Annotated in this window: 23 protein-coding genes and 6 tRNA genes; 5 read left to right on the plus strand and 24 right to left on the minus strand. The window is 44.5% G+C overall.

The genetic code is table 11. From position 1 onward, the window contains the following. Positions 1–17: 17 nt before the first annotated feature. From K1Y79_RS07630 to K1Y79_RS07670, 9 genes are all read right to left on the minus strand, one after another. Positions 18–635: an OmpH family outer membrane protein gene (locus K1Y79_RS07630; protein ID WP_220249399.1), complete on the minus strand. Its 618-nt coding sequence runs from the start codon at positions 633–635 to the stop codon at positions 18–20. 145 nt (positions 636–780) lie between these two features. Continuing rightward, on the minus strand, positions 781–1,497 hold the full coding sequence (locus tag K1Y79_RS07635) for a DUF4397 domain-containing protein (protein WP_220249400.1): 717 nt from the start codon (positions 1,495–1,497) through the stop codon (positions 781–783). A gap of 99 nt (positions 1,498–1,596) precedes the next feature. Further along, positions 1,597–5,892 carry a DNA-directed RNA polymerase subunit beta' gene (gene rpoC, locus K1Y79_RS07640; RefSeq protein ID WP_220249401.1) on the minus strand — a complete coding sequence of 1,432 codons (4,296 nt, stop codon included), beginning with the start codon at positions 5,890–5,892 and terminating at the stop codon, positions 1,597–1,599. Positions 5,893–6,038: 146 nt separating this feature from the next. After that, the gene (gene rpoB, locus K1Y79_RS07645; protein ID WP_220249402.1) at positions 6,039–9,848 is read right to left on the minus strand and encodes a DNA-directed RNA polymerase subunit beta; all 3,810 of its coding nucleotides are present in this window, start codon (positions 9,846–9,848) and stop codon (positions 6,039–6,041) included. Between the two features lie 245 nt (positions 9,849–10,093). Beyond that, positions 10,094–10,468, minus strand: coding sequence for a 50S ribosomal protein L7/L12 (gene rplL / locus K1Y79_RS07650; RefSeq protein ID WP_220249403.1), 375 nt, complete (start codon positions 10,466–10,468; stop codon positions 10,094–10,096). Positions 10,469–10,564: 96 nt separating this feature from the next. Then, complete coding sequence (rplJ, locus tag K1Y79_RS07655; RefSeq protein ID WP_220249404.1) at positions 10,565–11,098, minus strand: 50S ribosomal protein L10; 534 nt, start codon at positions 11,096–11,098, stop codon at positions 10,565–10,567. A gap of 39 nt (positions 11,099–11,137) precedes the next feature. Further along, on the minus strand, positions 11,138–11,827 hold the full coding sequence (rplA, locus tag K1Y79_RS07660) for a 50S ribosomal protein L1 (RefSeq protein ID WP_220249405.1): 690 nt from the start codon (positions 11,825–11,827) through the stop codon (positions 11,138–11,140). A 46-nt stretch (positions 11,828–11,873) separates the two neighbouring features. After that, positions 11,874–12,317, minus strand: coding sequence for a 50S ribosomal protein L11 (gene rplK / locus K1Y79_RS07665; protein WP_220249406.1), 444 nt, complete (start codon positions 12,315–12,317; stop codon positions 11,874–11,876). Between the two features lie 272 nt (positions 12,318–12,589). Then, entirely contained in the window at positions 12,590–13,795 is a 1,206-nt protein-coding gene (locus tag K1Y79_RS07670; protein ID WP_220249407.1) for a transglutaminase domain-containing protein, read from the minus strand. Between the two features lie 111 nt (positions 13,796–13,906). On the opposite strand from K1Y79_RS07670, the gene K1Y79_RS07675 reads away from it, so the two are divergent. After that, entirely contained in the window at positions 13,907–14,482 is a 576-nt protein-coding gene (locus tag K1Y79_RS07675; RefSeq protein WP_220249408.1) for a DUF1579 domain-containing protein, read from the plus strand. A 57-nt stretch (positions 14,483–14,539) separates the two neighbouring features. Here K1Y79_RS07675 and nusG read toward each other — a convergent pair whose 3' ends face one another. From nusG to rpsU, 12 genes are all read right to left on the minus strand, one after another. After that, positions 14,540–15,130, minus strand: coding sequence for a transcription termination/antitermination protein NusG (nusG, locus tag K1Y79_RS07680; RefSeq protein ID WP_012789374.1), 591 nt, complete (start codon positions 15,128–15,130; stop codon positions 14,540–14,542). Beyond that, positions 15,130–15,324 carry a preprotein translocase subunit SecE gene (gene secE, locus K1Y79_RS07685; RefSeq protein WP_220249409.1) on the minus strand — a complete coding sequence of 65 codons (195 nt, stop codon included), beginning with the start codon at positions 15,322–15,324 and terminating at the stop codon, positions 15,130–15,132. Before secE ends, nusG begins: the two co-directional genes overlap by 1 nt. A 66-nt stretch (positions 15,325–15,390) precedes the next feature. Continuing rightward, positions 15,391–15,461, minus strand: a tRNA-Trp gene (locus K1Y79_RS07690). A 119-nt stretch (positions 15,462–15,580) separates the two neighbouring features. Continuing rightward, positions 15,581–16,768, minus strand: coding sequence for an elongation factor Tu (gene tuf / locus K1Y79_RS07695; protein WP_220249410.1), 1,188 nt, complete (start codon positions 16,766–16,768; stop codon positions 15,581–15,583). A 70-nt stretch (positions 16,769–16,838) separates the two neighbouring features. After that, a tRNA-Phe gene (locus K1Y79_RS07700) sits at positions 16,839–16,910 on the minus strand. 30 nt (positions 16,911–16,940) lie between these two features. After that, a tRNA-Thr gene (locus tag K1Y79_RS07705) sits at positions 16,941–17,012 on the minus strand. 68 nt (positions 17,013–17,080) lie between these two features. Then, positions 17,081–17,153 (minus strand) — tRNA-Gly (locus K1Y79_RS07710). A gap of 131 nt (positions 17,154–17,284) precedes the next feature. Next, positions 17,285–17,366: transfer RNA gene (locus tag K1Y79_RS07715), tRNA-Tyr, on the minus strand. 67 nt (positions 17,367–17,433) lie between these two features. Further along, positions 17,434–17,507: transfer RNA gene (locus K1Y79_RS07720), tRNA-Thr, on the minus strand. Positions 17,508–17,756: 249 nt separating this feature from the next. Next, entirely contained in the window at positions 17,757–18,056 is a 300-nt protein-coding gene (locus K1Y79_RS07725; RefSeq protein ID WP_220249411.1) for an HPF/RaiA family ribosome-associated protein, read from the minus strand. Between the two features lie 191 nt (positions 18,057–18,247). Further along, positions 18,248–19,192 (minus strand): tyrosine-type recombinase/integrase, encoded by a 945-nt coding sequence (locus K1Y79_RS07730; protein WP_220249412.1) that lies wholly within the window; start codon positions 19,190–19,192, stop codon positions 18,248–18,250. An 82-nt stretch (positions 19,193–19,274) separates the two neighbouring features. Then, positions 19,275–19,514, minus strand: a complete 240-nt coding sequence (gene rpsU / locus K1Y79_RS07735; protein WP_236059523.1) for a 30S ribosomal protein S21 — start codon at positions 19,512–19,514, stop codon at positions 19,275–19,277. Between the two features lie 76 nt (positions 19,515–19,590). Between rpsU and K1Y79_RS07740 the strand changes: the two genes are divergently transcribed. Both K1Y79_RS07740 and K1Y79_RS07745 read left to right on the plus strand, forming a co-directional pair. After that, positions 19,591–20,181 (plus strand): riboflavin synthase, encoded by a 591-nt coding sequence (locus tag K1Y79_RS07740; protein WP_220249413.1) that lies wholly within the window; start codon positions 19,591–19,593, stop codon positions 20,179–20,181. Between the two features lie 15 nt (positions 20,182–20,196). Next, entirely contained in the window at positions 20,197–21,198 is a 1,002-nt protein-coding gene (locus tag K1Y79_RS07745) for an NAD(P)H-dependent flavin oxidoreductase (RefSeq protein WP_220249414.1), read from the plus strand. A 186-nt stretch (positions 21,199–21,384) separates the two neighbouring features. Here K1Y79_RS07745 and K1Y79_RS07750 read toward each other — a convergent pair whose 3' ends face one another. Continuing rightward, positions 21,385–21,984 (minus strand): FMN-dependent NADH-azoreductase, encoded by a 600-nt coding sequence (locus tag K1Y79_RS07750; protein WP_220249415.1) that lies wholly within the window; start codon positions 21,982–21,984, stop codon positions 21,385–21,387. 171 nt (positions 21,985–22,155) lie between these two features. Here K1Y79_RS07750 and K1Y79_RS07755 point away from each other — a divergent pair, with 171 nt between their 5' ends. Further along, positions 22,156–22,554, plus strand: a complete 399-nt coding sequence (locus tag K1Y79_RS07755) for a winged helix-turn-helix transcriptional regulator (RefSeq protein ID WP_220249416.1) — start codon at positions 22,156–22,158, stop codon at positions 22,552–22,554. A 19-nt stretch (positions 22,555–22,573) separates the two neighbouring features. Here K1Y79_RS07755 and K1Y79_RS07760 read toward each other — a convergent pair whose 3' ends face one another. Then, positions 22,574–23,041 (minus strand): hypothetical protein, encoded by a 468-nt coding sequence (locus K1Y79_RS07760; RefSeq protein ID WP_220249417.1) that lies wholly within the window; start codon positions 23,039–23,041, stop codon positions 22,574–22,576. Between the two features lie 343 nt (positions 23,042–23,384). On the opposite strand from K1Y79_RS07760, the gene K1Y79_RS07765 reads away from it, so the two are divergent. Continuing rightward, positions 23,385–24,029, plus strand: a complete 645-nt coding sequence (locus K1Y79_RS07765) for a hypothetical protein (RefSeq protein WP_220249418.1) — start codon at positions 23,385–23,387, stop codon at positions 24,027–24,029. Here the strand turns inward: K1Y79_RS07765 and K1Y79_RS07770 are convergent. Further along, a complete protein-coding gene (locus K1Y79_RS07770) occupies positions 24,018–25,358 on the minus strand; it encodes a DUF58 domain-containing protein (RefSeq protein WP_220249419.1) in 1,341 nt (446 codons plus the stop codon). The genes K1Y79_RS07765 and K1Y79_RS07770 overlap by 12 nt on opposite strands. Positions 25,359–25,367: the final 9 nt, after the last annotated feature.

Below are 25,367 nucleotides of genomic sequence, written 5' to 3' on the forward strand. Positions count from 1 at the left end.
TTTTGCTATAGCAACTATTATTTTTTCTGAGAAGCTTCAGCGTTCGCCTCGTTCAGACCTTTAATTACTTCATTAGTAATGTTATACTTCTCATCCTTATAGAGTACGTTGCTAGCTCCTGTACGATAAGACAGTATATAGGCATAACGTTTATCTGCATTGAATTTTGTCAGGAAGTCGTTCAGCCTCTTTTGCAGGTCCTCATTGAACTTATTCTCCTGCTCAGCATATTGTGAACGCATATTCTGTGCTTTGCCTTCAAGCTGCTGCTGCTTATTGTACAGTGCACGTTGAGTTGCCTCTCCCTCTGATTGGGTCATTGAGCTTGCACGACGCTGGAAATCTGCTGCTTCATTTTGTAACGCGCGTACGTTGGCGTTTAGTTCATTATCGATAGCCTGCTGTTTCTTCTCCAATTCTGCCTTCTTCTCCTTGAAATAATCGTAATGAGCTTCAACGGTGTCGATATCCACATAAGCAATGATAAAGCTGCTATTAGTTACAGCACCGCCATCTTTTGCAGCAGCTGCCTCGCCACTGTTACCCTGTTTGTTACTCTGCTGGCAAGCAATAAATGTTCCGGCTGTTAATACCGCTAATAGTCCGCTTTTCACAAATTGTTTAGTAGTACGCATGTTGTTAGGTGGATTTTTTAATCTCCTTTAATACTTTTTAAAATTGAACGGCTAAAATAAGGTTTTTAGATGATTATACTAAGTCCCTCACTAACTTAACAACACTTTCACATATCCCTTTTTGAAATGTATACCCAAGAGAATGTTAATGTACAAATGTTGTTAATTTAAAAGAGTCAGGTTTCATCGCATTTCCGTAACCTATAATTGTATAATGCTTTTGATCCTCGATATTGCAGCTATAGCCGGAAGTCCCATTTAATGCCAGCGTAGAATCCGGATACGTTACAAACAATGAATGCGGACCTGCTGCCACATCAGCAAAATCTGTTGCTGCCTGGTAACTTAATCGACGGAAATATCGTGCTGTATCAATTCTGCCATCCAACAAAGTTGTGTGCACCTTGATGTCTACAGTCAATCTTGTAAAATTGTTGATAAATGCGTCGCTCAGATTAACGTAGCGCATCCTGCCATAACCGGCAGTCGTAGTCCTCAGATTATCTTCCACTAGCAGCACCTGTGGCAGCCTTTCATTATTCTCTGACAGAAATATTGAATAATGATAACCATTACGTAAGCTTATTTGCCCCCCGATATAGGGAGAATCCGGCTTACCCGCAGGTGTGATCATCATCACGTACCGTTTAGCTTCAAACGATTTATATCCAGTGCTTCCACCATATTCCACTCCTTTTCCGATGCTTACCGTGTCCACATATACATCAAATGATCTGCCTGGTATAGCCTGGAATAAATTGATGTTGGAACTGGTAACCGGTATCGAGTCGTCACTATCCTTGTTGCAGGCAACGATGCCCACAGTGGCGATAATTAATACAAAATAGATCCAATGCTTCATAACATTCATCCCATGATTTAAATTGGCCGAAAGTTACACGTAAAAAAAATGTCCCGGCGTAGTGCCAGGACATTTTTTTTATACATGCGTGTATTAATACTATTCTTCCTCGTCAAACTGGAACACTTCTTTAGAAGATGCCAGGATGTCGTATTCTTCTTTAGAACCTACGATCATATTCTCAAATTCGCGCAGACCAGTACCTGCAGGTATCAGGTGACCGGTGATCACATTCTCTTTCAGACCGAGCATGTCATCTGTTTTACCGTTGATGGCTGCAGAAGACAATACTTTGGTTGTTTCCTGGAAGGATGCGGCAGAGATCCAGCTGTGAGTACCCAGGGACGCTTTCGTGATACCCTGTAACAGTGGACTGGAGGTAGCCGGTTTCGCATCGCGGTATTCCACCAGTTTTTTATCTGCACGGCGCAGCAGGGAGTTTTCTTCCCTTACCTGACGCAGCGTAACGATCTGACCAGCTTTCAGCAGGGTAGAGTCACCAGCTTCAGTTACAACTTTCTTATCGAAAATATTATCGTTTTCCTCGAAGAACTCGAATTTGTCGGTAGTGTCACCTTCCAGGAAGCGGGTATCGCCCGGATCCTCGATGTTCACCTTACGCATCATCTGACGTACGATTACCTCGATGTGTTTGTCGTTGATCTTCACACCCTGTAAACGGTATACTTCCTGTATCTCATTTACCAGGTATTCCTGAACAGCAAACGGTCCTTTGATAGACAGGATGTCAGCAGGAGTGATAGAACCATCAGATAACGCTGTACCAGCTTTCACGAAGTCACCGTCCTGCACCAGGATGTGACGTGTCAGCGGAACAAGGTATTTCTTGATATGACCTTCACGGCTTTCGATGATGATTTCACGGTTACCACGTTTGATGTTACCGAATGCTACCACACCATCGATCTCAGATACGATAGCCGGGTTGCTTGGGTTACGTGCTTCAAACAGTTCAGTTACACGTGGCAGACCACCCGTGATATCTCGCAGTTTACCGAGTACACGAGGGATTTTCACGATTACCTGACCAGCTCTTACAGCTTCACCCTCTTCAATAACGATGTGTGAACCTACCGGAAGGTTATAAGATTTAACCTCTTTATTACCGTCTACATAGATAGACGGGATCTTGTTCTTGTCTTTGGTTTCAATAACCACTTTCTCACGGTGACCAGTCTGCTCGTCAGCTTCTTCACGGAAGGTGATACCTTCAATGATGCTGTCAAAACGGATGTTACCCGCGATTTCAGACACGATAACGGCGTTGTATGGATCCCATGTACAGATCATATCACCTTTAGCAACTTTCTGTCCGTCTTTCACCAGCAGTGTAGAACCGTAAGGAATGTTGTTAGTGATCAGTAACCTGTCATTTTTGATGTCCATGATACGTAATTCACCTGTACGGCCAATTACCACCTGAACTTTCTCGCCTTCGTTGTTTTCGTATGTAGTGGTACGCAGACCATCGAACTGGATAGTACCATCAAATTTAGCCTGTAAGCCGGTTTCAACGGAAGTAGAACCAGCCACACCACCTACGTGGAAGGTACGCAGGGTCAACTGTGTACCAGGCTCACCGATGGACTGAGCAGCGATGATACCAACAGCGTCACCACGCTGGGTAATGTAACCCGTAGCGAGGTTTTTACCGTAACATTTCACGCACACACCTCTGCGGCTTTCGCAGGTCAGTACGGAACGGATTTCAACGGTGTCAATAGCGCTGTCTTCGATACGATGAGCAATATCTTCAGTGATCTGAGCACCTGCTTCAACGATCAGTTCCTCTGTGTGAGGATCGAATACATCATGCAGTGAAGTACGGCCGAGGATACGATCGTACAATGGCTCAACCACCTCTTCGTTATCTTTCAGTGCGGAAGTCGCAATACCACGCAGGGTACCACAATCTTCTTCATTAATTACAACATCCTGTGCAACGTCTACCAGACGACGGGTCAGATAACCCGCATCCGCAGTTTTCAGTGCCGTATCCGCAAGACCTTTACGAGCACCGTGCGTAGAGATGAAGTATTCCAATACGTTCAGACCATCTTTAAAGTTGGACAGGATCGGGTTTTCGATGATCTCTGAACCGGTAGATCCACTCTTACGCGGTTTAGCCATCAGACCTCTCAAACCAGCCAGCTGTTTAATCTGCTGTTTGGAACCACGCGCACCAGAGTCAAGCATCATGTACACAGAGTTGAAGCCCTGTTTGTCATTTGCCAGCTCACGGATCAGCGTTTCTGTTACTTTGGTATCTACACGGGACCAGATATCGATGATCTGGTTATAACGTTCGTTATTCGTGATCAGACCCATATTATAGTTATCCCATACCTCGTCAACTTCACTGGCAGCACCATCGATCATGTGCTGTTTCACCTCTGGGATGATCAGGTCATTGATGTTAAAGGACAATCCACCACGGAATGCAGTACGGAAACCAAGCTGTTTGATATCATCCAGGAACTTCGCAGTTTTAGGGATATCAGTATACTTGATGATGTCACCGATGATTTCACGCAGGGACTTTTTAGTCAGCAATGCGTTCACATAACCAGCTTCTTTTGGAACGTACTGGTTAAAGATTACACGACCTACGGTTGTTTCGATCAGTTTATTCACCAGCTCATCTTTCTCATTACGAACATTTGCTTTTACGCGTATGTTCGCATGCAGATTTACTCGCTGCTCGTTGTAAGCGATGATTACTTCTTCCGCAGAATAGAAGGCCTTACCTTCACCTTCTACTTTTTCAGTAGGAGTAGATTTCTTGCCTTTGGTGATATAGTACAGACCCAATACCATGTCCTGAGAAGGCAGGGTAATTGGCGTACCGTTCTGCGGGTTAAGAATGTTATGTGAAGACAGCATCAGTAACTGTGCTTCCAGTATCGCAGCATTGCTCAGCGGTACGTGCACGGCCATCTGGTCACCGTCAAAGTCAGCGTTGAACGCAGAACACACCAGCGGGTGAAGCTGGATTGCCTTACCTTCTACCAGTTTAGGCTGGAACGCCTGTATAGACAAACGGTGCAGTGTCGGAGCACGGTTCAGCATTACCGGGTGTCCTTTCAGAACGTTTTCCAGGATATCCCAAACCACTGCTTCTTTTCTGTCAACCAGCTTCTTCGCTGATTTAACCGTTTTTACAATACCTCTTTCGATCAGTTTACGGATGATGAACGGTTTGAACAGTTCAGCAGCCATATCTTTAGGTAAACCACACTCATGGAGTTTCAGCTCAGGACCTACCACGATAACGGAACGACCAGAGTAGTCCACACGTTTACCTAACAGGTTCTGACGGAAACGACCTTGTTTACCTTTCAGTACGTCAGACAGGGATTTCAGTGCACGACCACCTTCTGCTTTCACCGCATTTGATTTACGGGAGTTATCGAAGAGCGAGTCAACTGCTTCCTGCAGCATACGTTTTTCGTTACGTAAGATCACCTCTGGCGCCTTGATCTCGATCAGACGTTTCAGACGGTTATTACGGATGATCACCCTGCGGTACAGGTCGTTCAGGTCAGAAGACGCGAAACGGCCACCATCCAATGGAACTAACGGACGCAGTTCAGGTGGTACTACAGGGATGTATTGCATTACCATCCACTCAGGACGGTTTTCAACACGACCATTTGCTTCACGGAAAGCTTCCACCACGCTCAGACGTTTCAGGGCTTCTGCCTTACGTTGCTGGCTGGTTTCAGTTGCCGCCTGGTTACGCAGCTGGTAAGAAAGGCCATCCAGATCGATTCTGGCCAGCAACATTTCTACCGCTTCAGCACCCATTTTAGCGATGAACTTATTTGGATCCTCGTCAGGCAACAGTTGGTTGTCTTTCGGCAGGGTATCCAGTATGTCAAGATATTCTTCTTCAGTTAACAGATCGCCATAGTTCAGGCCTTTCTCCTGTTTGGCACCTGGCTGTATGATCACGTACCTTTCGTAGTAAACGATGGTTTCGAGTTTTTTAGAACTCATACCCAGCAGGTAACCGATCTTATTTGGTAATGATTTGAAGTACCAGATATGAACAACAGGCACAACCAGACGGATGTGACCCATTCTTTCACGACGTACTTTTTTCTCAGTTACTTCCACACCGCAACGGTCACACACAATACCCTTGTAACGGATACGTTTGTACTTTCCGCAATAGCACTCATAGTCCTTTACGGGGCCGAAGATCCTTTCACAGAATAAACCATCACGCTCCGGCTTGTAAGTACGGTAGTTGATAGTTTCCGGCTTCAGCACTTCCCCGTACGAGCGCTCCAGGATTGAATCCGGAGAAGCCAGACTGATGGTAATGCTGCTAAAGTTAGATTTAGGACGATTTTCTTTCTTGATGGCCATTGTATGTTGTTTAAAGAAAATTCACATGTTATTCAGTGCGCGGGTCATAGAAGCTGATCCATGGACCGTGTCTGACTATCTAAAGCCTAAGGCCCATAGTCCCAGGCGGCTGCCAGGGACTATGGACCATCACTTATGGACAAATATTAATCAAATTTCAAATCCAGACCCAGACCGCGAAGCTCATGTATCAATACATTGAAGGACTCCGGTACGCCTGCTTTTGGTATGTTATCGCCTTTAACGATAGACTCATATGCTTTAGCACGGCCTACGATATCATCAGACTTAATGGTTAACAGCTCCTGCAGGATGTTGGATGCACCGTATGCTTCCAATGCCCACACCTCCATCTCACCAAAACGCTGACCACCGAACTGCGCCTTACCACCCAGCGGCTGCTGTGTAATGAGACTGTACGGTCCGATAGAACGGGCGTGCATTTTGTCGTCAACCATGTGGCTCAGTTTCAGCATGTAGATAACACCCACGGTAGCTTTCTGGTGGAAACGCTCTCCGGTTTCGCCATCATACAGGTAAGTATGGCCAAAGCTTGGTAAACCTGCTTCGTCTATATAGTCTGCTATCTCTTCGGTAGTAGCACCGTCGAAGATAGGTGTAGCAAATCTTACTCCCAGTTTCAGACCAGCCCATCCAAGTACAGTTTCGTAAATCTGACCAAGGTTCATACGGGAAGGTACGCCCAATGGGTTCAGTACGATATCTACCGGTGTTCCGTCTTCCAGGAATGGCATATCTTCATCACGAACGATCTTGGCAACAATACCCTTGTTACCGTGACGGCCCGCCATCTTATCACCCACTTTCAGCTTACGTTTGCTGGCCAGGTATACCTTCGCCAGTTTCAGTACGCCTGCTGGTAACTCATCACCTATTGAAATGTTGAACTTCTCACGTTTGTAACGTCCCAGTTCTTCATTGTACTTGATGTTATAGTTGTGCAGCAATGTGTTGATCTGATCGTTGGTCACCTCGTCGGTAGTCCAGCCAAGCGGATTCACATTCTGAAAGTCGATGTTTGCCAGGTTCTTGGAAGAGAATTTAGATCCTTTGGAGATCAGTACTTCACCGTAAGTGTTGGTGATACCCTGAGAAGTTTTATCCTTCAGGAGTGTCAGCAATTTACCCATGAGTACTTCCAGCAGGTCTTCTTCATTCTTCTGGTGTACTTTTTCAAGTTTCTCCAGTGCCGCTTTTTCACGTGTTTTGGAGTTCTTGTCTTTCTTGGCGCGGCTGAACAATTTCTTGTCAATTACCACACCTTCTGTGCTTGGAGGTGCCTTCAGGGACGCGTCTTTCGCATCAGAAGCCTTATCACCGAAGATCGCACGAAGCAGTTTTTCTTCAGGAGAAGGATCAGATTCACCACGTGGGGTGATCTTACCAATCAGGATGTCGCCTTCTTTGATATGCGCACCAACACGGATGATACCGTTCTGATCCAGATCTTTGGTAGCTTCCTCACTTACGTTTGGAATATCCGGAGTCAGTTCTTCTTCACCCAGTTTAGTATCACGTACTTCCAGCTCGTATTCGTCGATGTGGATAGAGGTGAAGAGGTCTTCACGTCCTACACGCTCAGAGATTACGATCGCATCCTCAAAGTTGTAACCTTTCCATGGCATGAACGCCACTTTCATGTTACGGCCCAGCGCCAGTTCACCGCCACGGGTTGCATAACCCTCAGTCAGGAAGTCGCCAAACTCCAGTACCTGACCTTTCTTCACTGCAGGACGCAGGTTGATACAGGTGCTCTGGTTAGTTTTAACGAATTTGGTCAGCTGATATATTTTCAGGTCATCCTCAAAGGAAACCAGTTTCTGCATTTCATCACGCTCGTAACGAACATGGATCTCGTTTGCATCAACAAATTCAACCACACCTTTACCTTCAGAAGTGATCTGAAGACGGGAGTCACGCGCAGCTTTTCCTTCCAGACCAGTACCCACGATAGGCACCTGAGGATTGATCAGCGGTACAGCCTGACGTTGCATGTTTGATCCCATCAACGCACGGTTAGCATCATCATGCTCAAGGAACGGAATCAGGGAAGCACTCAGACCCACGATCTGGTTAGGAGCAACGTCCATGTATTCTACCTCCCCTCTGTCAAGGATAGGGAAGTCACCGGTTTCACGGGATTTCACCTTATCATTAACGAAGTTGCCTGATTCATCAAGCGGTGCATTTGCCTGTGCAATCTTCACCGAATCTTCTTCTTCCGCACTCAGGAACTTCACATTATCCATATCAACTTTACCTTCATTCACCTTACGGTAAGGAGTTTCGATAAAGCCCATATCGTTCACTTTCGCGTGTACGCAAAGTGTAGAGATCAGACCGATGTTCGGACCTTCCGGAGTTTCGATAGTACACAGACGGCCATAATGGCTATAGTGTACGTCACGCACCTCGAAACCAGCTCTCTCACGGCTAAGACCGCCGGGACCGAGGGCAGAGATACGACGCTTGTGCGTGATCTCAGACAGCGGGTTAGTCTGATCCAGGAACTGGCTCAGCTGGCTGGTACCGAAGAAGGAGTTAATTACAGAAGAAAGTGTTCTTGCATTGATCAGGTCTACTGGTGTAAATACCTCATTATCACGAACGTTCATTCTCTCACGGATGGTACGGGCCATACGGGCCAGACCAACACCAAACTGCGCATATAACTGTTCGCCCACGGTACGCACCCTACGGTTAGACAGGTGATCGATATCATCGATCTCCGCTTTACTGTTGGTAAGTTGTACCAGGTATTTAATGATCGCAATGATGTCTTCTTTGGTCAACACTTTCATGTTGAGCGGAGTGCCAAGACCCAGTTTTCTGTTGATCTTATAACGACCTACATCACCCAGATCATAACGCTTGTCAGAGAAGAACAATTTATCGATGATACCCCTTGCTGTTTCATCATCCGGCGCATCTGCACCACGCAGCTGGCGGTAGATGTGCTGAACTGCTTCCAGCTCAGAGTTAGATGTATCTTTATTTAAAGTATTGTAGATAATTGAGAAGTCGCCGCTCACCTCTTCTTTCTGCACAAACACGCTTTTCACGCCCATATCCACGATGGTCTCGATATTCGCCTCATCCAGGATGCTGTCACGTTCCAGCATGATCTCATTACGCTCAATGCTCACTACCTCACCGGTATCTTCATCTACGAAATCTTCCACCCAGCTTCTGAGTACGCGCGCACCCAGTTTCTTACCGGCATATTTTTCCAGGCTCTTCTTATCTGCTTTCACCTCGTCAGCCATTCCGAAGAGCTGGAGGATATCTTTATCTGTCTCGTAGCCGATCGCACGCAGAAGGGTAGTTACAGGGAACTTCTTCTTACGGTCGATGTAAGCATACATCACGTTGTTAATGTCAGTCGCAAACTCCATCCACGCCCCTTTGAACGGAATCACCCTTGCAGAGTAGATTTTAGTACCGTTTGGATGTATGGATTGTCCAAAGAATACACCAGGAGAACGGTGGAGTTGGGATACTACCACGCGCTCAGCGCCATTAATCACGAATGTACCTCTAGGCGTCATGTAGGGTATATTCCCAAGGAATACGTCCTGCACAATAGTCTGGAAGTCAACGTGCTCCTCATCGTTACAGCTCAGACGTAATTTCGCCTTCAGCGGTACAGAATAGGTAAGCCCACGTTCAATACATTCCTCTATCGTATATCGCGGAGGGTCTACAAAGTAGTCCAGAAACTCCAGATTGAAGATATTGCGGGTATCTGTAATCGGGAAGTTCTCCTTGAATACTTTAAAAAGGCCTTCATTGTTACGTTTGTCTGGTGTGGTTTCTAACTGGAAGAAATCCTTGAAAGATTGGATTTGGATAGCCAACAGATCCGGTGTCTCAGTAACTTGTTTGATCTTTCCAAAATTTACTCTTTCGTTTGCTTGGGCTTTTTTTAGAGACATATTCGAAGTTAGCAGTTATATTAACTTATATAATATTGTGAAGTAAATCACAACATGAATCGGGGAAATTAAGACATCTTTGTCAAATACCCTCAAAATTTCTGTCTTCGCTTGTTGTGTCAGATCCACCGACCTGGTGATTCCCCCTTATTTGACGCTCCAAAAAGACACTTTCCCAAAGGGAAGAAGGCCAAAAGTGCCAGGAGCACTTTTGACCTTTATAAAGAGGTATCTTTAAGCAAAGACTACTGAATTTCAACTTCAGCGCCAGCTTCAGCCAGCTTAGCTTTCAGATCTTCTGCTTCAGCTTTGGAAACACCTTCTTTCAGTGGCTTAGGCGCACCGTCTACCAGTTCCTTAGCTTCTTTCAGACCAAGACCAGTCAGGTCTTTAACGATCTTAACTACGTTCAGTTTGCTAGCACCTGCATTTTTCAGGATAACGTTGAAGGAAGTTTTCTCTTCAGCAGCAGCTGCGCCACCACCTGCATCACCAGAAACTACTACTGCTGCAGCAGCTGGTTCGATGCCGTATTCGCTCTTCAGAAAATCTGCCAGTTCCTGAACTTCTTTAACAGTTAAACCTACTAATTGTTCGGCTAATGCTTTAACGTCTGCCATTGTATAGTGTTTTTAAGAATTTTAAGTATTGTAATGATTTATATTGTGACTTGGAAGCCATTGTTGTTATGTAAGCCCAGTAAGGCTTGTAGCTGATTACTCAGCTGGAGCTGCTTCAACTTCAGCACCTGCACCCTCTTTCTTAGCTTTTTCAAGCAAGCCAGCGAGAACACGTTTTGCAGGAGATTGCAACAGACCAATAACGTCTCCGATGAGTTCGTTTTTGGTTTTGATTTTCACCAGGTTAGCCAGTTGAGCATCGCCAGTGTAAATTTCATCACCTACGAAAGCTGCTTTCAGCTCAGGTTTCTCAGTTTTCTTGTTGTCCTTACGGAAAGCAGAAATAATTACTGCCGGCTCTTTCGGACTGTCAGAGAACATCAGGGCTGTTACACCATTCAGTGCATCGTAAACACCTGCATACTTTTCAGCATCCAGAGATTCCAGTGCTTTACGAATCAGGGTGTTTTTAGCCACCTTCATTTCTACATTCTTGTCGAAACACACTCTTCTCAGGTTGTTCACCTGTGCAACAGTCAGTGACTCAGTGTTAGTGATGTAGAAGTTGTTATATTGAGTGAACTTACTTTTCAGCAGTTCAATCACCTCATTTTTTTGATCTTTGTTCATAGCTTTTGTCAGTTTGTTGATCTGCCAACCGGCCAATCATTAGTTTTGAACTGATTTAGTGTCAACTGTAATGCTCGGGCTCATTGTGCTCGCCATTGACAGTCCTTTCAGGTAAGTACCTTTCGCTGTAGCTGGTTTCAGCTTGATGATAGCGTTGATCAGCTCCTGAGAGTTCTGCTCAATTTTATCAGAAGCAAAGGAAACACGGCCAATAGAAGCGTGAATGATACCTGCCTTATCCACTTTAAAGGTGATTTTACCACCTTTCACCTCATTAACAGCTGCCGCTACATCATTAGTAACAGTACCTGTTTTAGGGTTTGGCATCAGGTTACGAGGACCCAGGATCTTACCCAGTTTACCGATCTTAGGCATCACAGCAGGAGTAGCTACGATTACATCGATATCAGTCCAACCAGCTTCAATCTTCTGGATATACTCGTCCAGACCAACATGATCAGCACCAGCTTCTTTTGCAGCAGCTTCTTTATCAGGTGTGCAAAGAACCAGTACACGTTTTGTTTTACCAGTACCGTGGGGAAGCGTTACGGAACCACGGATAGCCTGGTCTGCTTTCTTGGGATCAACGCCCAGACGGATATGTAAATCGACAGAGCTGTCGAATTTAGTGCAGTTAATATCTTTTACAAGTGTGGAAGCTTCTTTCAGGCTGTAAACCTTGTTTTTGTCCACCTTTGTATCGGCTGCTTTTCTGTTCTTAGTTGCCATTGCAAAATGTTTTTAAAGTTAACCTGCGTTCAACAGGGTGACACAATTAGTTACTCCACGGAGCGTTACCATCAACAGTAATACCCATAGAACGGGCAGTACCAGCTACCATCTTCATAGCGCTTTCTTTGGTGAAGCAGTTCAGGTCAGCCATCTTGTCCTGAGCTATCGCTTCTACCTGTGCCCAGGTAACTTTACCAACCTTGTTACGGTTAGGCTCTTTAGAACCACTCTGCAATTTGGCAGCTTCCAGCAGCTGAACAGCAGCAGGAGGCGTCTTAATTACGAAATCAAAAGACTTGTCAGTGTAAACTGTCAGCAACACAGGCAATACTTTACCCATTTTATCCTGGGTACGGGCATTGAACTGCTTGCAGAACTCCATGATGTTCACACCTTTGGAACCCAGCGCGGGACCAATCGGAGGAGCAGGGTTGGCCTGGCCGCCCTTCACCTGCAATTTCACATACGTAGCGATCTCTTTTGCCATGTTATAATGTTTAATTTGGTTAAAACGTCTCGTTTCTGACGAAACTCCCAAAACTAAAAGGAGAAAATTTACCTTTTAAAGGGGATGCAAAGGTAGACAATAATATATTAAATCTCAAAAAGAATTTGCTTTCGGGCATTCTTTTTGCTATTATAATCAGTTCGGGGCAGAAATTTTACAATTCTATTGCAAAAGTATTTTATCTTAAACCCTCCTCAGTAAAAACTATCAAGGGCATTATCCATGTCTCTATGGTTGGCAACAAATCTAGTTTAATTTAATGGTATTCCCATCCATGTCGTCTTATAAAATAAAGATTTTCTGAACAGCTTGCCAGTCTTCACATATTTCTCCACAAATGCCTGCTCCTCCACTACCCGCTTCTCCAGTCCCGCCAACGACTCCTCCAGCTCTGCAATATTACGCTTCAACGCCGGCTCATTCCTATCTAACCCCGCCAAACCATTCCTGCTCTCTGCTAATTTTTTACTGATCGCCGCTACCATATCCTTAATCTCCTGGTCAGATTTCGCAGGTCTGAACTGATTATTCTTATACTGTACAAAATCATTGAACAGGTTAACGGCCCTGTTATACTTACTACTGCTTGTATTAAAATCATCAATCTGCCTGTTCTGCGCTGCCACCTTCCGGTTATCTTCAATAAATCTTACCAGGTTCTTGAAATACATCAGTTCATGACTGATCATCTGATTGGTAATACCTGCGCCTTCTATTCTACTAACTACCAGCCTGTACTTCAGCAGGTCGTCGCCCATATTATTATAAGCAGCTACTGAATCTTTATAATTGTATACACCTCTGCCGGCAGCAGCCGCCCAGTTATTATCACGGAACTCTTCATTTCTTACCGGATGATCCAGCAACTGCCACAGCGGATCAAATGGCATATGCGTTCTGATAAACGCTGCCGGCGATACCAGGTAATAACTCTCTACCGGCTTACGCAAAAACTTGTTATTATTAACTACCCCGGCACCCCAGGTCGGATCCGTCATGTACCAGGTCGTGTCCAGGCGAACAGCCACCCATGCATGGCTGGCATTATCAATCCTACCCTGCGTTTTGGTATATCCACCGATCAACTGTACCGGAATACCAGCCTCTTTACAGGTCAGATAGTACAGATTTGCATACCCCTGACAAACACCGGCCTTCGTAGCCAATGTCTTGTTGGCTGCGTCCAGCGTATCTTTATAATAATCGGGCTTATACATATTGGTCACATCATAGCTGATGATCCAAACGATCCAGCTATATAGCTGACGAACAAATTCCCGTTGTGAAGTGGTGTGTGCGCTAAGATAATGACTTAGTGTTACCGGGGTACGACAATCATCTGCCGGAATCGTCATAGCGGCTGGTACAGGGCGCTCGCTGCTCACTCTCTCTTTAGGCTGTGCATATGTGCTGATTGCAAATATCATTACAGCTAACAATAGGTATACAGATCTCATATATATCATCAAAGAAGTCACAAAACTAAGAATAATCAACGATTTACAGCGGACATGGTGCCAACCTTCTCTCGTTTTAAACGTTATTTCTTCAATAAAACTCCACCAATTATGAGACGTCTATTGTTATTTTCAGCCTCAGCGATCGTATTCTTTCTTTTGTTTAACACCGCCGGAAAGGCGCAATCTGCGGAAGAGAAAGCCTGGATGGATTATATGAGTCCCGGTCAGATCCATCAGATGATTGCCAAATCAGATGGGGAATGGGATTTTGATATGACGATGTGGATGGCTGCGGATCAGCCACCAACGAAATCAACCGGTACTACTGTCAACAAGATGATATTAGGAGGCCGCTACCAGGAATCTATTCATAAGGGCACAATGATGGGAATGCCTTTTGAGGGTCACGGCGTATTAGCTTATGATAATGGAAAGAAGATTTTTGTGAATAGCTGGATCGATAATATGGGTACAGGTATCATGACTACTGAAGGGACCTGGGATGATGCCACCAAATCCATCACTTTTACTGGTAAGGCATATGACCCGATGACGGGTAAAGACATGCCGGTGAGAGAAATCTTTAAGTTGTTAGATGATGACCATCATCAGATGGAGATGTACATGACGCATGACGGAAAGGAATTTAAGGCCATGGAGATCAAGTTTAACCGGAAAAAATAGACAATAAAAAAACGCCTCGCTTAGAACGAGGCGTTTTTAATATGATTGCTGAAATAGTTAGCTTATTTTTTCTACCTGCATAAAGTTCAGCTCTACAGGAGTAGCACGACCGAAGATTTTTACAGTCACTTTCAGCTTCTTCTTGTCTTCGATTACCTCTTCGATAATACCATTGAAGTCGTTGAAAGGTCCGTCGATAATCTTGATAGTCTCGCCAACAATGAAAGGTTCGCTCATGGTCAGTCCGTTGTCAGACATTTCATCTACTTTACCTAACATCTTATTGACTTCTGCCTTGCGCAGGGCGATTGGCTTATCTTTACCCAGGAAGTGGATTACGCCGGATACGTTGCGGATAGATTGGATAACTTCATCAGTCATCTTACCATCTATTGCCTCGATCATTACGTAACCAGGGTAGAAGTTTTTCTCGCGCATCACCTTTTTACCTGCTTGCACTTTATAGACTTTCTCTACTGGTAAAAATATCTGGGTAATTACGTTACCCCAATCGGAGCGGCGTACTTCGATATCCAGGTATTCTTTTACCTTCTTCTCTTTACCACTCACTACGCGCAGAACGTACCATTTGGTGTCCTGGGTCGGAATGTTAGTTTCTTCTGCAGGGTTATTGGATGCATCGATCATTATGAAATAATTTTATAGTATTGAGTCAGCATGAGATGAGAGAGGGCGTCCATACCCCAAACGATCGCAGTGATAACTATAGTAGCAATTAAGACAATCATTGTGGAAGACTGCAGCTCCTGCCATGTAGGCCAGGATACTTTATGAACCAGCTCGTGATAAGACTCCCGGAAGTATGCTCTAACCTTATTCATTGGTTTGAAAAATTAACCGTTTGAAAACATGAAAGGTGAAAAGCCTTCACTTTTCACCAATTTTAGCACGGGCACTAGGATTCGAACCCAGATCAAAGGTTTTGGAGACCTCTATTCTACCATTGAACTATGCCCGTGTATAAAAGACCATTAGCTTCAGCCTAAGGCTATCCGACAAAACAAATTTACATAAATTAAATCTATCTGACGGCTGCAATTTGCTAATTGCTAATGGCCTTTAATTATATCAAAGTGATTACTTAACGATTTCAGTAACCTGACCAGCACCTACGGTACGGCCACCTTCACGGATAGCGAATTTCAGACCTTTCTCCATAGCGATAGGAGCGATCAGTTTCACTAACAGAGAAACGTTATCACCAGGCATAACCATTTCAACACCTGCTGGTAATTCAACTTCACCAGTTACGTCAGTTGTACGGAAGTAGAACTGCGGACGGTATTTGTTGAAGAACGGAGTGTGACGGCCACCTTCTTCTTTGCTCAGTACGTATACTTCGCCTTTAAATTCGGTGTGCGGAGTGATAGATCCAGGTTTAACGATAACCATACCACGACGGATCTGAGATTTCTCAATACCACGGAGCAGCAGACCAGCGTTGTCACCAGCTTCACCCTCATCCAGTAATTTTTTGAACATCTCAACACCAGTACATGTAGAAGTCAGTGGTTTTTCGATCAGACCAACGATTTCAACTGGTTCACCTACTTTAATCTTACCACGCTCGATACGGCCTGTTGCAACAGTACCACGACCAGTGATAGAGAATACGTCTTCTACAGACATCAGGAACGGCAGATCAACTGGACGTGGAGGCAGTGGGATGTATTCATCTACTGCGGACATCAGTTCATCAACTGCAGCTACCCATTTTTCTTCACCAGCCAGAGCGCCGGTTGCAGAACCTTTGATGATTGGTGTGTTATCACCATCATAGTTATATTTGCTCAGCAGTTCGCGGATTTCCAGTTCAACCAGTTCCAGCAGCTCAGCGTCATCAACCAGGTCAACTTTGTTCATGAACACAACGATACGAGGAACGCCTACCTGACGAGCCAGGAGGATGTGTTCTTTAGTTTGTGGCATAGGACCATCTGTAGCGGCAACCACCAGGATAGCACCGTCCATCTGCGCAGCACCAGTGATCATGTTTTTCACATAGTCAGCGTGACCAGGACAGTCAACGTGCGCGTAGTGGCGGTTAGCTGTCTGATACTCAACGTGTGCTGTATTGATGGTAATACCTCTTTCTTTTTCTTCAGGAGCAGCATCGATCTCATCATATCCTTTCTTCTCTGCCAGACCCTTGCTTGCCAAAATATTGGTAATGGCAGCAGTTAAGGTAGTCTTACCGTGGTCAACGTGGCCGATGGTACCAATGTTTACGTGGGGTTTATCCCGCTTAAAGGTTTCTTTTGCCATTGTATTTTTTTTAGATGGTTTGTAAAGATTGTATTGATAGTTGTTTTGAAAAACGGCTTTTACAAACTTGCCTCGCTGATGAGAATTGAACTCACGCCCTTCCCGTTTTTACCGGTACGCTCTGCCACTGAGCTACAACGAATCCGGACCTCGGATGTTTGGAAATCCGTTGAGCTGTTGATGAGAATTGAACTCACGACCTCTTCCTTACCAAGGAAGTGCTCTACCCCTGAGCTACAACAGCATTGAAAATTTTTAAAGAACTTTCATCCCATGTAATACCACAACTAATGTTGAACCGGTATCACTATGAGCGGGAGACGAGGCTCGAACCCGCGACCTACAGCTTGGAAGGCTGTCGCTCTACCAACTGAGCTACTCCCGCATTTAATAAATGGTACACATTAAAAAGAACTTTGCCTCAACTCTATCGCTCTCCTTCTTATATCAGAGAACCTGCACTTAACAGACAAGTTCCGCCTTTGCTAGGGGCAAAGGCGGAACATTTGCGCTGTGTGGGCAGGATAGGATTCGAACCTATGAAGTCGTAGACAGCGGATTTACAGTCCGCCCCATTTGGCCACTCTGGAACCTGCCCATTTTACCTTAAACTCCTCTCCAAATCATTGTCCGTCCGGACTATTTTTTGCTTCGGAATTTTCCGGAGCCAGCAGAGGGATTCGAACCCCCGACCCACTGATTACAAATCAGTAGCTCTGGCCAACTGAGCTATGCTGGCTTATTATACTGATATCTTATAAGTGATATCCGTTATAAGAGGTTGCAAAGGTAAGTGATTTTTTCATTTCACCAAATTTTTTTTCAAAAATCTTTTTTTTTCGCAACCGGGATACCAACTTTTACGACTTGTATTAATTGGCTAAAACACCGTACAGTAAAGAACTTTACTACCTTCGCCGATCCCTTTTTTTGATCGGGATGGCAAAGGTAGTAATCAGATATTTAATTCCAAAATATTTTTAAGATTTTATTGAAATTTTTTCTCTTTCGTTCTCTTTATCTGGTTAACGACAGAGTCAAAGGCGAGATCAAATGACTCCTCGAAAGATTTGGATTCGTGCTTTACAAATAAGTCTTGGCGCGGGATGTGGACTTTTATTTCTGCTATTTTATCCTTAATCTGATGGGCAATTCCATCCAGTTTTAAAAATACTTCCACGCTGATGATCCGGTCATAAAAAGTGTTGAGTTTTTGAATTTTTTTACTCACATGATCAATCAATTTAGAGTCAGCGTCAAAGTGTACTGTTTGAATTTGAACGTTCATAGCACTAATTTTTAGTTTTAAACAATCTTGTACATGCTCGTAACATTACGTCCATAGGCTTTCATTGTGTTAATGGTCATGGATATCGACTAATGAAAAAAGTATACAAAGAACTCATTACTAATTTAATGAACTTTCAACTCTTTTACATAACCATTTAGTAATATTTTGTTAAAGCTGTACAAAACGTCCTATTCGCCCTTCGGATGTGCCTTTCTGTACGCATCCTTCAACCTGTCAATGCTATTGTGCGTATATACCTGCGTTGACGCCAAACTTGCATGACCCAACAGATCTTTCACTGCATTCAGATCCGCACCGTTATTAGTAAGATGTGTGGCAAAGGTATGCCTGATAATATGTGGACTTCTACGGCTGATCGTCGTCAGCTCATGATAAGTGAGGTAAGTATGCACTACATTGTATACATAACGCGAATATAATGGCTTCCCACTCTGCGGATTCATAATCAGTATCTCCGGGTCCGGCTCCGCTAAATCCCTTTTACACATCGCTCGATACTCCAGGATCTGCTTCAATAACCCCTCACTGATAGGTATAATACGTTCCTTACTCCCCTTTCCCATCACCTTGATGGTTAACCTGATCCCATCCACATGCCGCGCCTTTAACCCCATCAACTCCGATAAACGGATGCCTGTCTGATAAAACATCTCAAATATCAGCCGGTGCGTCTTCCCCGTCAGGTCATCACTGAATATCGGCTCTCCCTCATTTCCCCGGCGCAAACTCCTGTTATCCGCCAATGCCTTCATCCCCTTCTCGTCTATAAACGCAGGTAACCGCACCCCGATCTTCGGAGCCGTCACTTTCGTCATCGGAGTAGTAGTCACCTCCTTATGACGCATCGCATACTTGTAAAAAGACTTAAGTGTGGAAATCTTGCGGTTAATACTCTTCGCTAACATGCCCTCCCGCATCAGTGAGGCCAGCCACGACCGGACATGCAAATGCGATATGTCCGGAAGGGACACATCGCCGTATTGTGACTTCAAAAAAATAAAAAACTGGGTAAGATCCTGCTGATATGCAGTGAAAGTGTGCGCAGAATAACGCTTCTGATACTGAATATAAGCCAAAAATTGATTGGCTACCGGGTGTAAGACTTCACTCAAAATAAAAAAATTGATGATTGTAAAGTTATGGTAAACCTTACAATCATCAGATATTTTGCGTGGGGAATTACCCCCGATAGAATCAATTGTCTAATTTACCACTGGCTAACTGCTGTTTGTAAACAGCTTTCAGCACTTGCGTACGACGCTTAACAGAAGGTTTTGTGAAAGATTGACGTGACCTGAGTTGCAACAGGATGCGAGCTTTCTCAAATTTCTTTTTATATTTTTTGAGCGCCTTGTCAATGTTTTCGCAATCTTTGGAATCGATGATCAACATAATTAATACTCCTTTTTTTTCAGGAAGGCAAAAGTAAAACATTCTTTTTAATTATCAAAAAAATGTCAACACCTCCCCCTACCGCACCCGTATCCCTATTATTACTTAAATTAGCCCCATGTTTACAGGAATAATTGAATCATTAGGAGAAGTAATAGCCACCAGACAGGAAGGTAGCAATATGGTCATCACCATCCGCTCTTCCCTGGCACCCGAACTTAAAATAGACCAGAGCCTAGCCCATAACGGCGTCTGCCTGACCGTCACCCGCGTTGACAACGAATCATACGATATCGTTGCCGTAGCCGAAACACTCATTAAAAGTAATATCGGACAACTTACCCCCGGCCAGAAAGTAAACCTGGAAAGAGCCATGATATTTAATGGCCGTATTGACGGACACCTGGTGCAAGGCCATGTGGACAGTACTGGCGAATGCATATCTGTCACCCCGCAAAACGGCAGCTGGGAGTTCCGCTTCCGCTACCCGGAACAATTTGCCGGCCTGATTGTGGAAAAAGGCTCCATCTGCCTCAACGGTATCAGCCTTACTATATATAATGTTACTAATACGGAATTTACCATCGCCGTAATTCCATATACATACGAACACACTAATATTTCCGCTGTTCAGCCCGGACATACTATTAACCTGGAATTTGATATCCTGGGTAAATTCGTGGCCAGACAGCTCGCCGTCAGATCATAGCTCAAACGTCCACTTATGCAACTAACCTCAGCCCTTGCCATCCGCCATCCGGTTATTATGGCTCCCATGTTCCTCGTCAGCAATGAAAAAATGGTCAAAGCTGCCATGGACAGCGGGATCGCCGGTACTTTCCCCTCCCTCAACTACCGAAAAGAAGGAGAATTGAAGCAAGTGCTGGAACAACTCAATCAACACCGGGCGCAACTGCCCCCCGGACAAGGCTCTTATGGTGTTAACCTGATTGTCCAAAAGACAAACCCACTCTATGCCAAACACCTGAAAGACTGTGTCGCTGCTGAAGTTCCGTTCTATATCACTTCTCTGGGTAACCCCAAAGAAGTGATTGCCGCCGCTCATAGCTACGGTGCAAAGGTACTCTGTGATGTTACCAACATCCAGCACGCTGAAAAAGCTGCCCAGGCAGGATGCGACGGCTTCATTGCTGTATGCGTAGGTGCTGGTGGTCATGCCGGCCCCTACCCTATGCATATCCTCGTGCCCGCCCTGCAAAAAGCCTTTCCTGACAAAATCCTCGTAGCAGCTGGTGGCATTGCTACCGGACAACAACTGGCCAGCGCCCTCATACTCGGAGCACATGGCGCATCCATCGGTACCCGCTTCATCGCCAGTGAAGAAGCCGGCGTAAGCAATGATTATAAAAACGCCATTCTGGATTATGGCATGGAAGATATTGTATTAACTGAAAGACTATCCGGCACTCCGTGTAACGTGATTAACACGCCCGCTGCACAAAAAATCGGCTACAAACAGAACTGGCTGGAAAAACAACTGAGTAAAAACGCCAGTACCCGCAAATATTTCAAAATGCTGGTACAGGTCAGAGGTATGAAGAAGCTGGAACAAGCTGTTAAACCCGGCAATTATCAACAACTATGGACTGCCGGACAAAGTGTCGAAATGGTCGAAGATATCCTGCCCGTACGCAATATCGTAGACCGCCTGGTGCTAGAACTGGAAGAAACACTCGATCGTACCAGTCAGTTGATTACCCGATAAATGACACCGGTCTGCCGGAAACATACAGTGAGACTATATCAAAAGAAAAAGCGGCAGCCATACGGGCTACCGCTTTTTCCTTATATACTATCATATAGACTCCATGCTCCGAATCAATTACCCTCCTGGAGATTAAACCATCCGGTCGATCGCCAGGCAATACTCTCCTGGCTGATCCACGTCTGCTTATACTTCCAGCGTGGCTAACGCTTTTTCCAGTGCGGTGTCCTGTACACCTGGCATATCGCATCCTTCAGCTCTGATCAGCTGCGTATCAGTAATGCCGATGAAGTTTAACATCGTCTGCAGGTATGGCGGCGCAAAATCCATTCCCTTTGCCGGCCCCTCCGAATAGATTGCGCCGGATGCCAGTGCGATATATGCCTTCTTGCCACTTACCAGCCCTTCGGGATATCCCTTTGCATAAGAGAACGTCTTTCCACCACGTACCACATGATCCAGCCATGCCTTCAACGTTGATGGAATATGAAAGTTATACAGCGGCACCCCCAATACAATAATATCTGCCTCCAGCAGCTCCGCAATGGCATCATCTGAAGCCTTACCTGCTTCCTGCGCTGCTACTCCCTCTATATCACCCACTCCTCTGAACGCCGCCAGATGCGCAGCATCAAAATGTGCATATTGCTCTTTCGTCAGGTCTTTTACCTTTACACTGCTACCAGGATAACGCACAATCAATTGTTCAATAATAGCGTCTGCCAGCTGTGTGCTCTTGGAAGCAGCACCTTTAACACTCGATACAATCTTTAATATCTTCTTCATCTGAATAGTTTGCTTGTTAGTTTTTTACAGATTTAAATAAACTTTAGTGAGTAAGCCGGACAAGCCGTGACTAACACTGATAGGACAAAGCTATTCATGATTAGTTACAAATAGTTAGCAGTATACAATAGGTTAGTAGTAACCTATCGGATAGTTAATTATCTTCGGTACATGGAAACACAGACAGCAGAACATCCGGCAAGATCAGCAAAAGCCTGTGCGGCAAGACTTAACGCTATTCATGACGCGATCTATGCCATCGGAGGTAAATGGAAACTCAAGATCATTATCGTGTTAAGAGAAGAAGGCAGTAAACGCTTCAATGAACTGCAGCGTTTAGTGACAGGCATTTCTGCCAGAGTATTGTCTAATGAACTACGGGAACTGGAATTGAACGGCTTTGTGATCAGAAAAGTATATGATGGACGTCCTGTAGTGGTAGAATATGAACTGACAGATTACAGTGATACGCTCGGCGGAGTACTGCATGCGCTTGATGCCTGGGGCACCATGCATAGAGAAAAGATCCGCAGTGAAATGCAAGCTGCTGCCAACAGTGAGACGAAGTAATTATCTGAAATCTATATCACTACCTGGGTAGATACTTACTATCCTGATGCGCATACCAGACCTGCATAAAAGTGTACTTCGCCGATAGCAGTAACAACATCATTACCGGGTCCAGCAAAGAACGCGTGGAGAAATCATATTTATCCCACAAAGCATTCATGCTGATTTCCAATAATACACTGAGCGCAAATAATACAACATCTATCCCCAGGTGTATTGTCCATACAGCGTTAGACTCTCTTTTGGTCGCTTTGAACATCCGCTTATTTACCACGAAAAAGATGAGCGAGATCAATAGCAGAAACGCAATAGTAAGACCGGGATTATCATCAAAATTGTCCTTATAAGTTCCTTTGCCTAAAGTGGCAGCTACCGCCTTGACATATGGAACAGTCAAGAGGCTTATCAATGTAAAAAAAGCAACAACATACAGCACACGGAATAAGTGTACCGGACTGTCTTTCAGGTATTGTAAATATTTTGCCATGGGGAGATATTTTCGTACAATGAATGGTTTCCTAATATAACACATTTTTCCGGGATTATTGTCGGGATGGGTTATGTTTTGCCTTTACTTTTAGTCCATACTAGCATTATCCGGTCACTAAGAGGTCACTTGGATATCCCAGGGATATTCAAGTGACCTCTTAGCGACCTTCTAGTGACCTTATGATAGCCTTAGAGCGTAAAATACTAACCCCGATCAAAACGAACAACTAAACTATAGCCTCAGTCCATGCAGACTGTTAACATCTGTTAATACTCCCCCATTACTACACTTTATTTGAAAATATGGAATGATTTTTTCACTTTTCAGCTAAAAAAAGAACTTGAAAGCTTACCTATTCTTTGCACCACTACTATTTCTTATCCATTTTAATGCGCAGGCACAGCAGCGTACTATCACTAGTATGAAAGCAAGCTATGATCCGGAAGGTGTTGCGGAGATATATGACCGCATACGGATAGGACTGGAATTTAAGTATACTGACGGACAGGAGGTTAAAACTGAAGGCTTATTAAGCGGAGCATACCGCTGGAGAAGTATCAAGATCAGCAGTTCTAATGGCAATGTAGAGAACGGTTATTTGCTGGTTAACAGGCAGCAATTGATGGAAGATCATTATGCTATTGATCTGACGGTTACTATACCAGATGCATCCAAACCATTGAAAGCAACAATTGTGCTCCCCCGGCTGGAAAGCATCCGATTTAACCATTATGCTGATAGCTTGAAACGGGGTATAAGATATTACCTGAACGTAGAAGGTATCTTCAGCAGTGGAAAGATATATCCCCTGGATACCAATACGATAAAATTTGAGACAAGTGCGGGAAAACTGATCGGGCAGGATCTGCTGCTAAACAGTAATGATGCGACTACCCGCTCCATTACTGTTACAGCTACGAATAAGAGAAATCACGCGATGACCATTACCAGTACTATTCCCGTGAAAATATTATTAGATGAGTGACCGGGCCTTCAGCTCCAGGTACTTATTTACAACGTTTAATGTAAGTTGCTCGGGGGGAGTCAGCAATGACAGAATACCATAACGGGTCAGTTCCTTCACCATCTGCTTCTTATCATATGCAAACTTTTGTGCGATTACCTGCCGGTAGATTCCTTCAACAGTATGCACATCGTCCTTTGTAACTTTTTTCAATTCGGTGTTCTCAAAAAACACTACCAGCAACAAGTGATATTTTGCCAGTCTGCGGAGGTAAGGCAACTGTCTTTGCAGACCAGTCATCGATTCAAAGTTTGTATACAATATCAGCAGTGAACGTTGTGAAAACATACTACGCAGAGATACACTCAGCTTTTCATAGTCACTCTCTTCCCACTGCGTTTCCTGCGCGTACAGCCGCTCCAGCAACAGGTTCATCTGCGTCTTCTTATTCGAAGCTGGCAACACTTCTACTTGCTGCGCTGCCAGCGTTACCATACCAGTTTTATCGCCCTTTTGTAACGCAATATTACTGAACACCAGAGACGAATTAATTGCATAGTCCAGCAATGACAGGCCGTTGAATGGCATCTTCATATTACGGCCTTTGTCAATTACACAATATACTTGCTGAGACTTCTCTTCCACGTAATTGTTAACCATCAGCGTTCCTCTTCTGGCTGTTGCTTTCCAGTTAAGTGTACGTACATCATCGCCACGACTGTATTCCTTGATGTGATCAAACTCTGTACTATGACCAATTACACGTTTTTTATGCACACCTAATTCCTGCAATCTGTTGTTAAATGAGAAGAACTCATAATTGCGCAACTGCATGAATGAAGGATATACCTTAATAGTTGTTTCATTTACAGGCGCAATATGCCGCTGCGACAGCCCTAGCAAACTACGTACAAAAGCATTTGTTTTGCCGAACTGGTACTCCCCTCTTTCTACCGGACGAAGCGTATAACTCATATCCTTTTCTTCTCCGGATTTAAGGAAGACTTTCTTTCGGAAATCACGCACCTGAAACTGTACCGGCAGTTCTTCTATCACAATAACAGTGACGGGAAAACGATAATTATTTACCAGCTTTAAACTGATATTATTCTCATCTCCGTTACTGAACCTGCTGGCCATATCGCGTTGCACCTGTAAAGGTTGTTTACCAGCCTGGTAAAGGAAAAAGATATCCACCATGACCAGTAGCAATAGAGCCGCTGTCAATAGCTGCGCTACGATCAATAAAGATGGGAAAAAGAAAGTCACTACAAAGAAAATAGCGATCCCTCCCATTAATGCATAGAAGCGGGTGGTAAAAAACAGTGACTGATAAAATGCCTTTAACATAAGAAGCTG

The sequence above is a fragment of the Chitinophaga rhizophila genome, assembly GCF_019492185.1.
Lineage (GTDB): Bacteria > Bacteroidota > Bacteroidia > Chitinophagales > Chitinophagaceae > Chitinophaga > Chitinophaga rhizophila.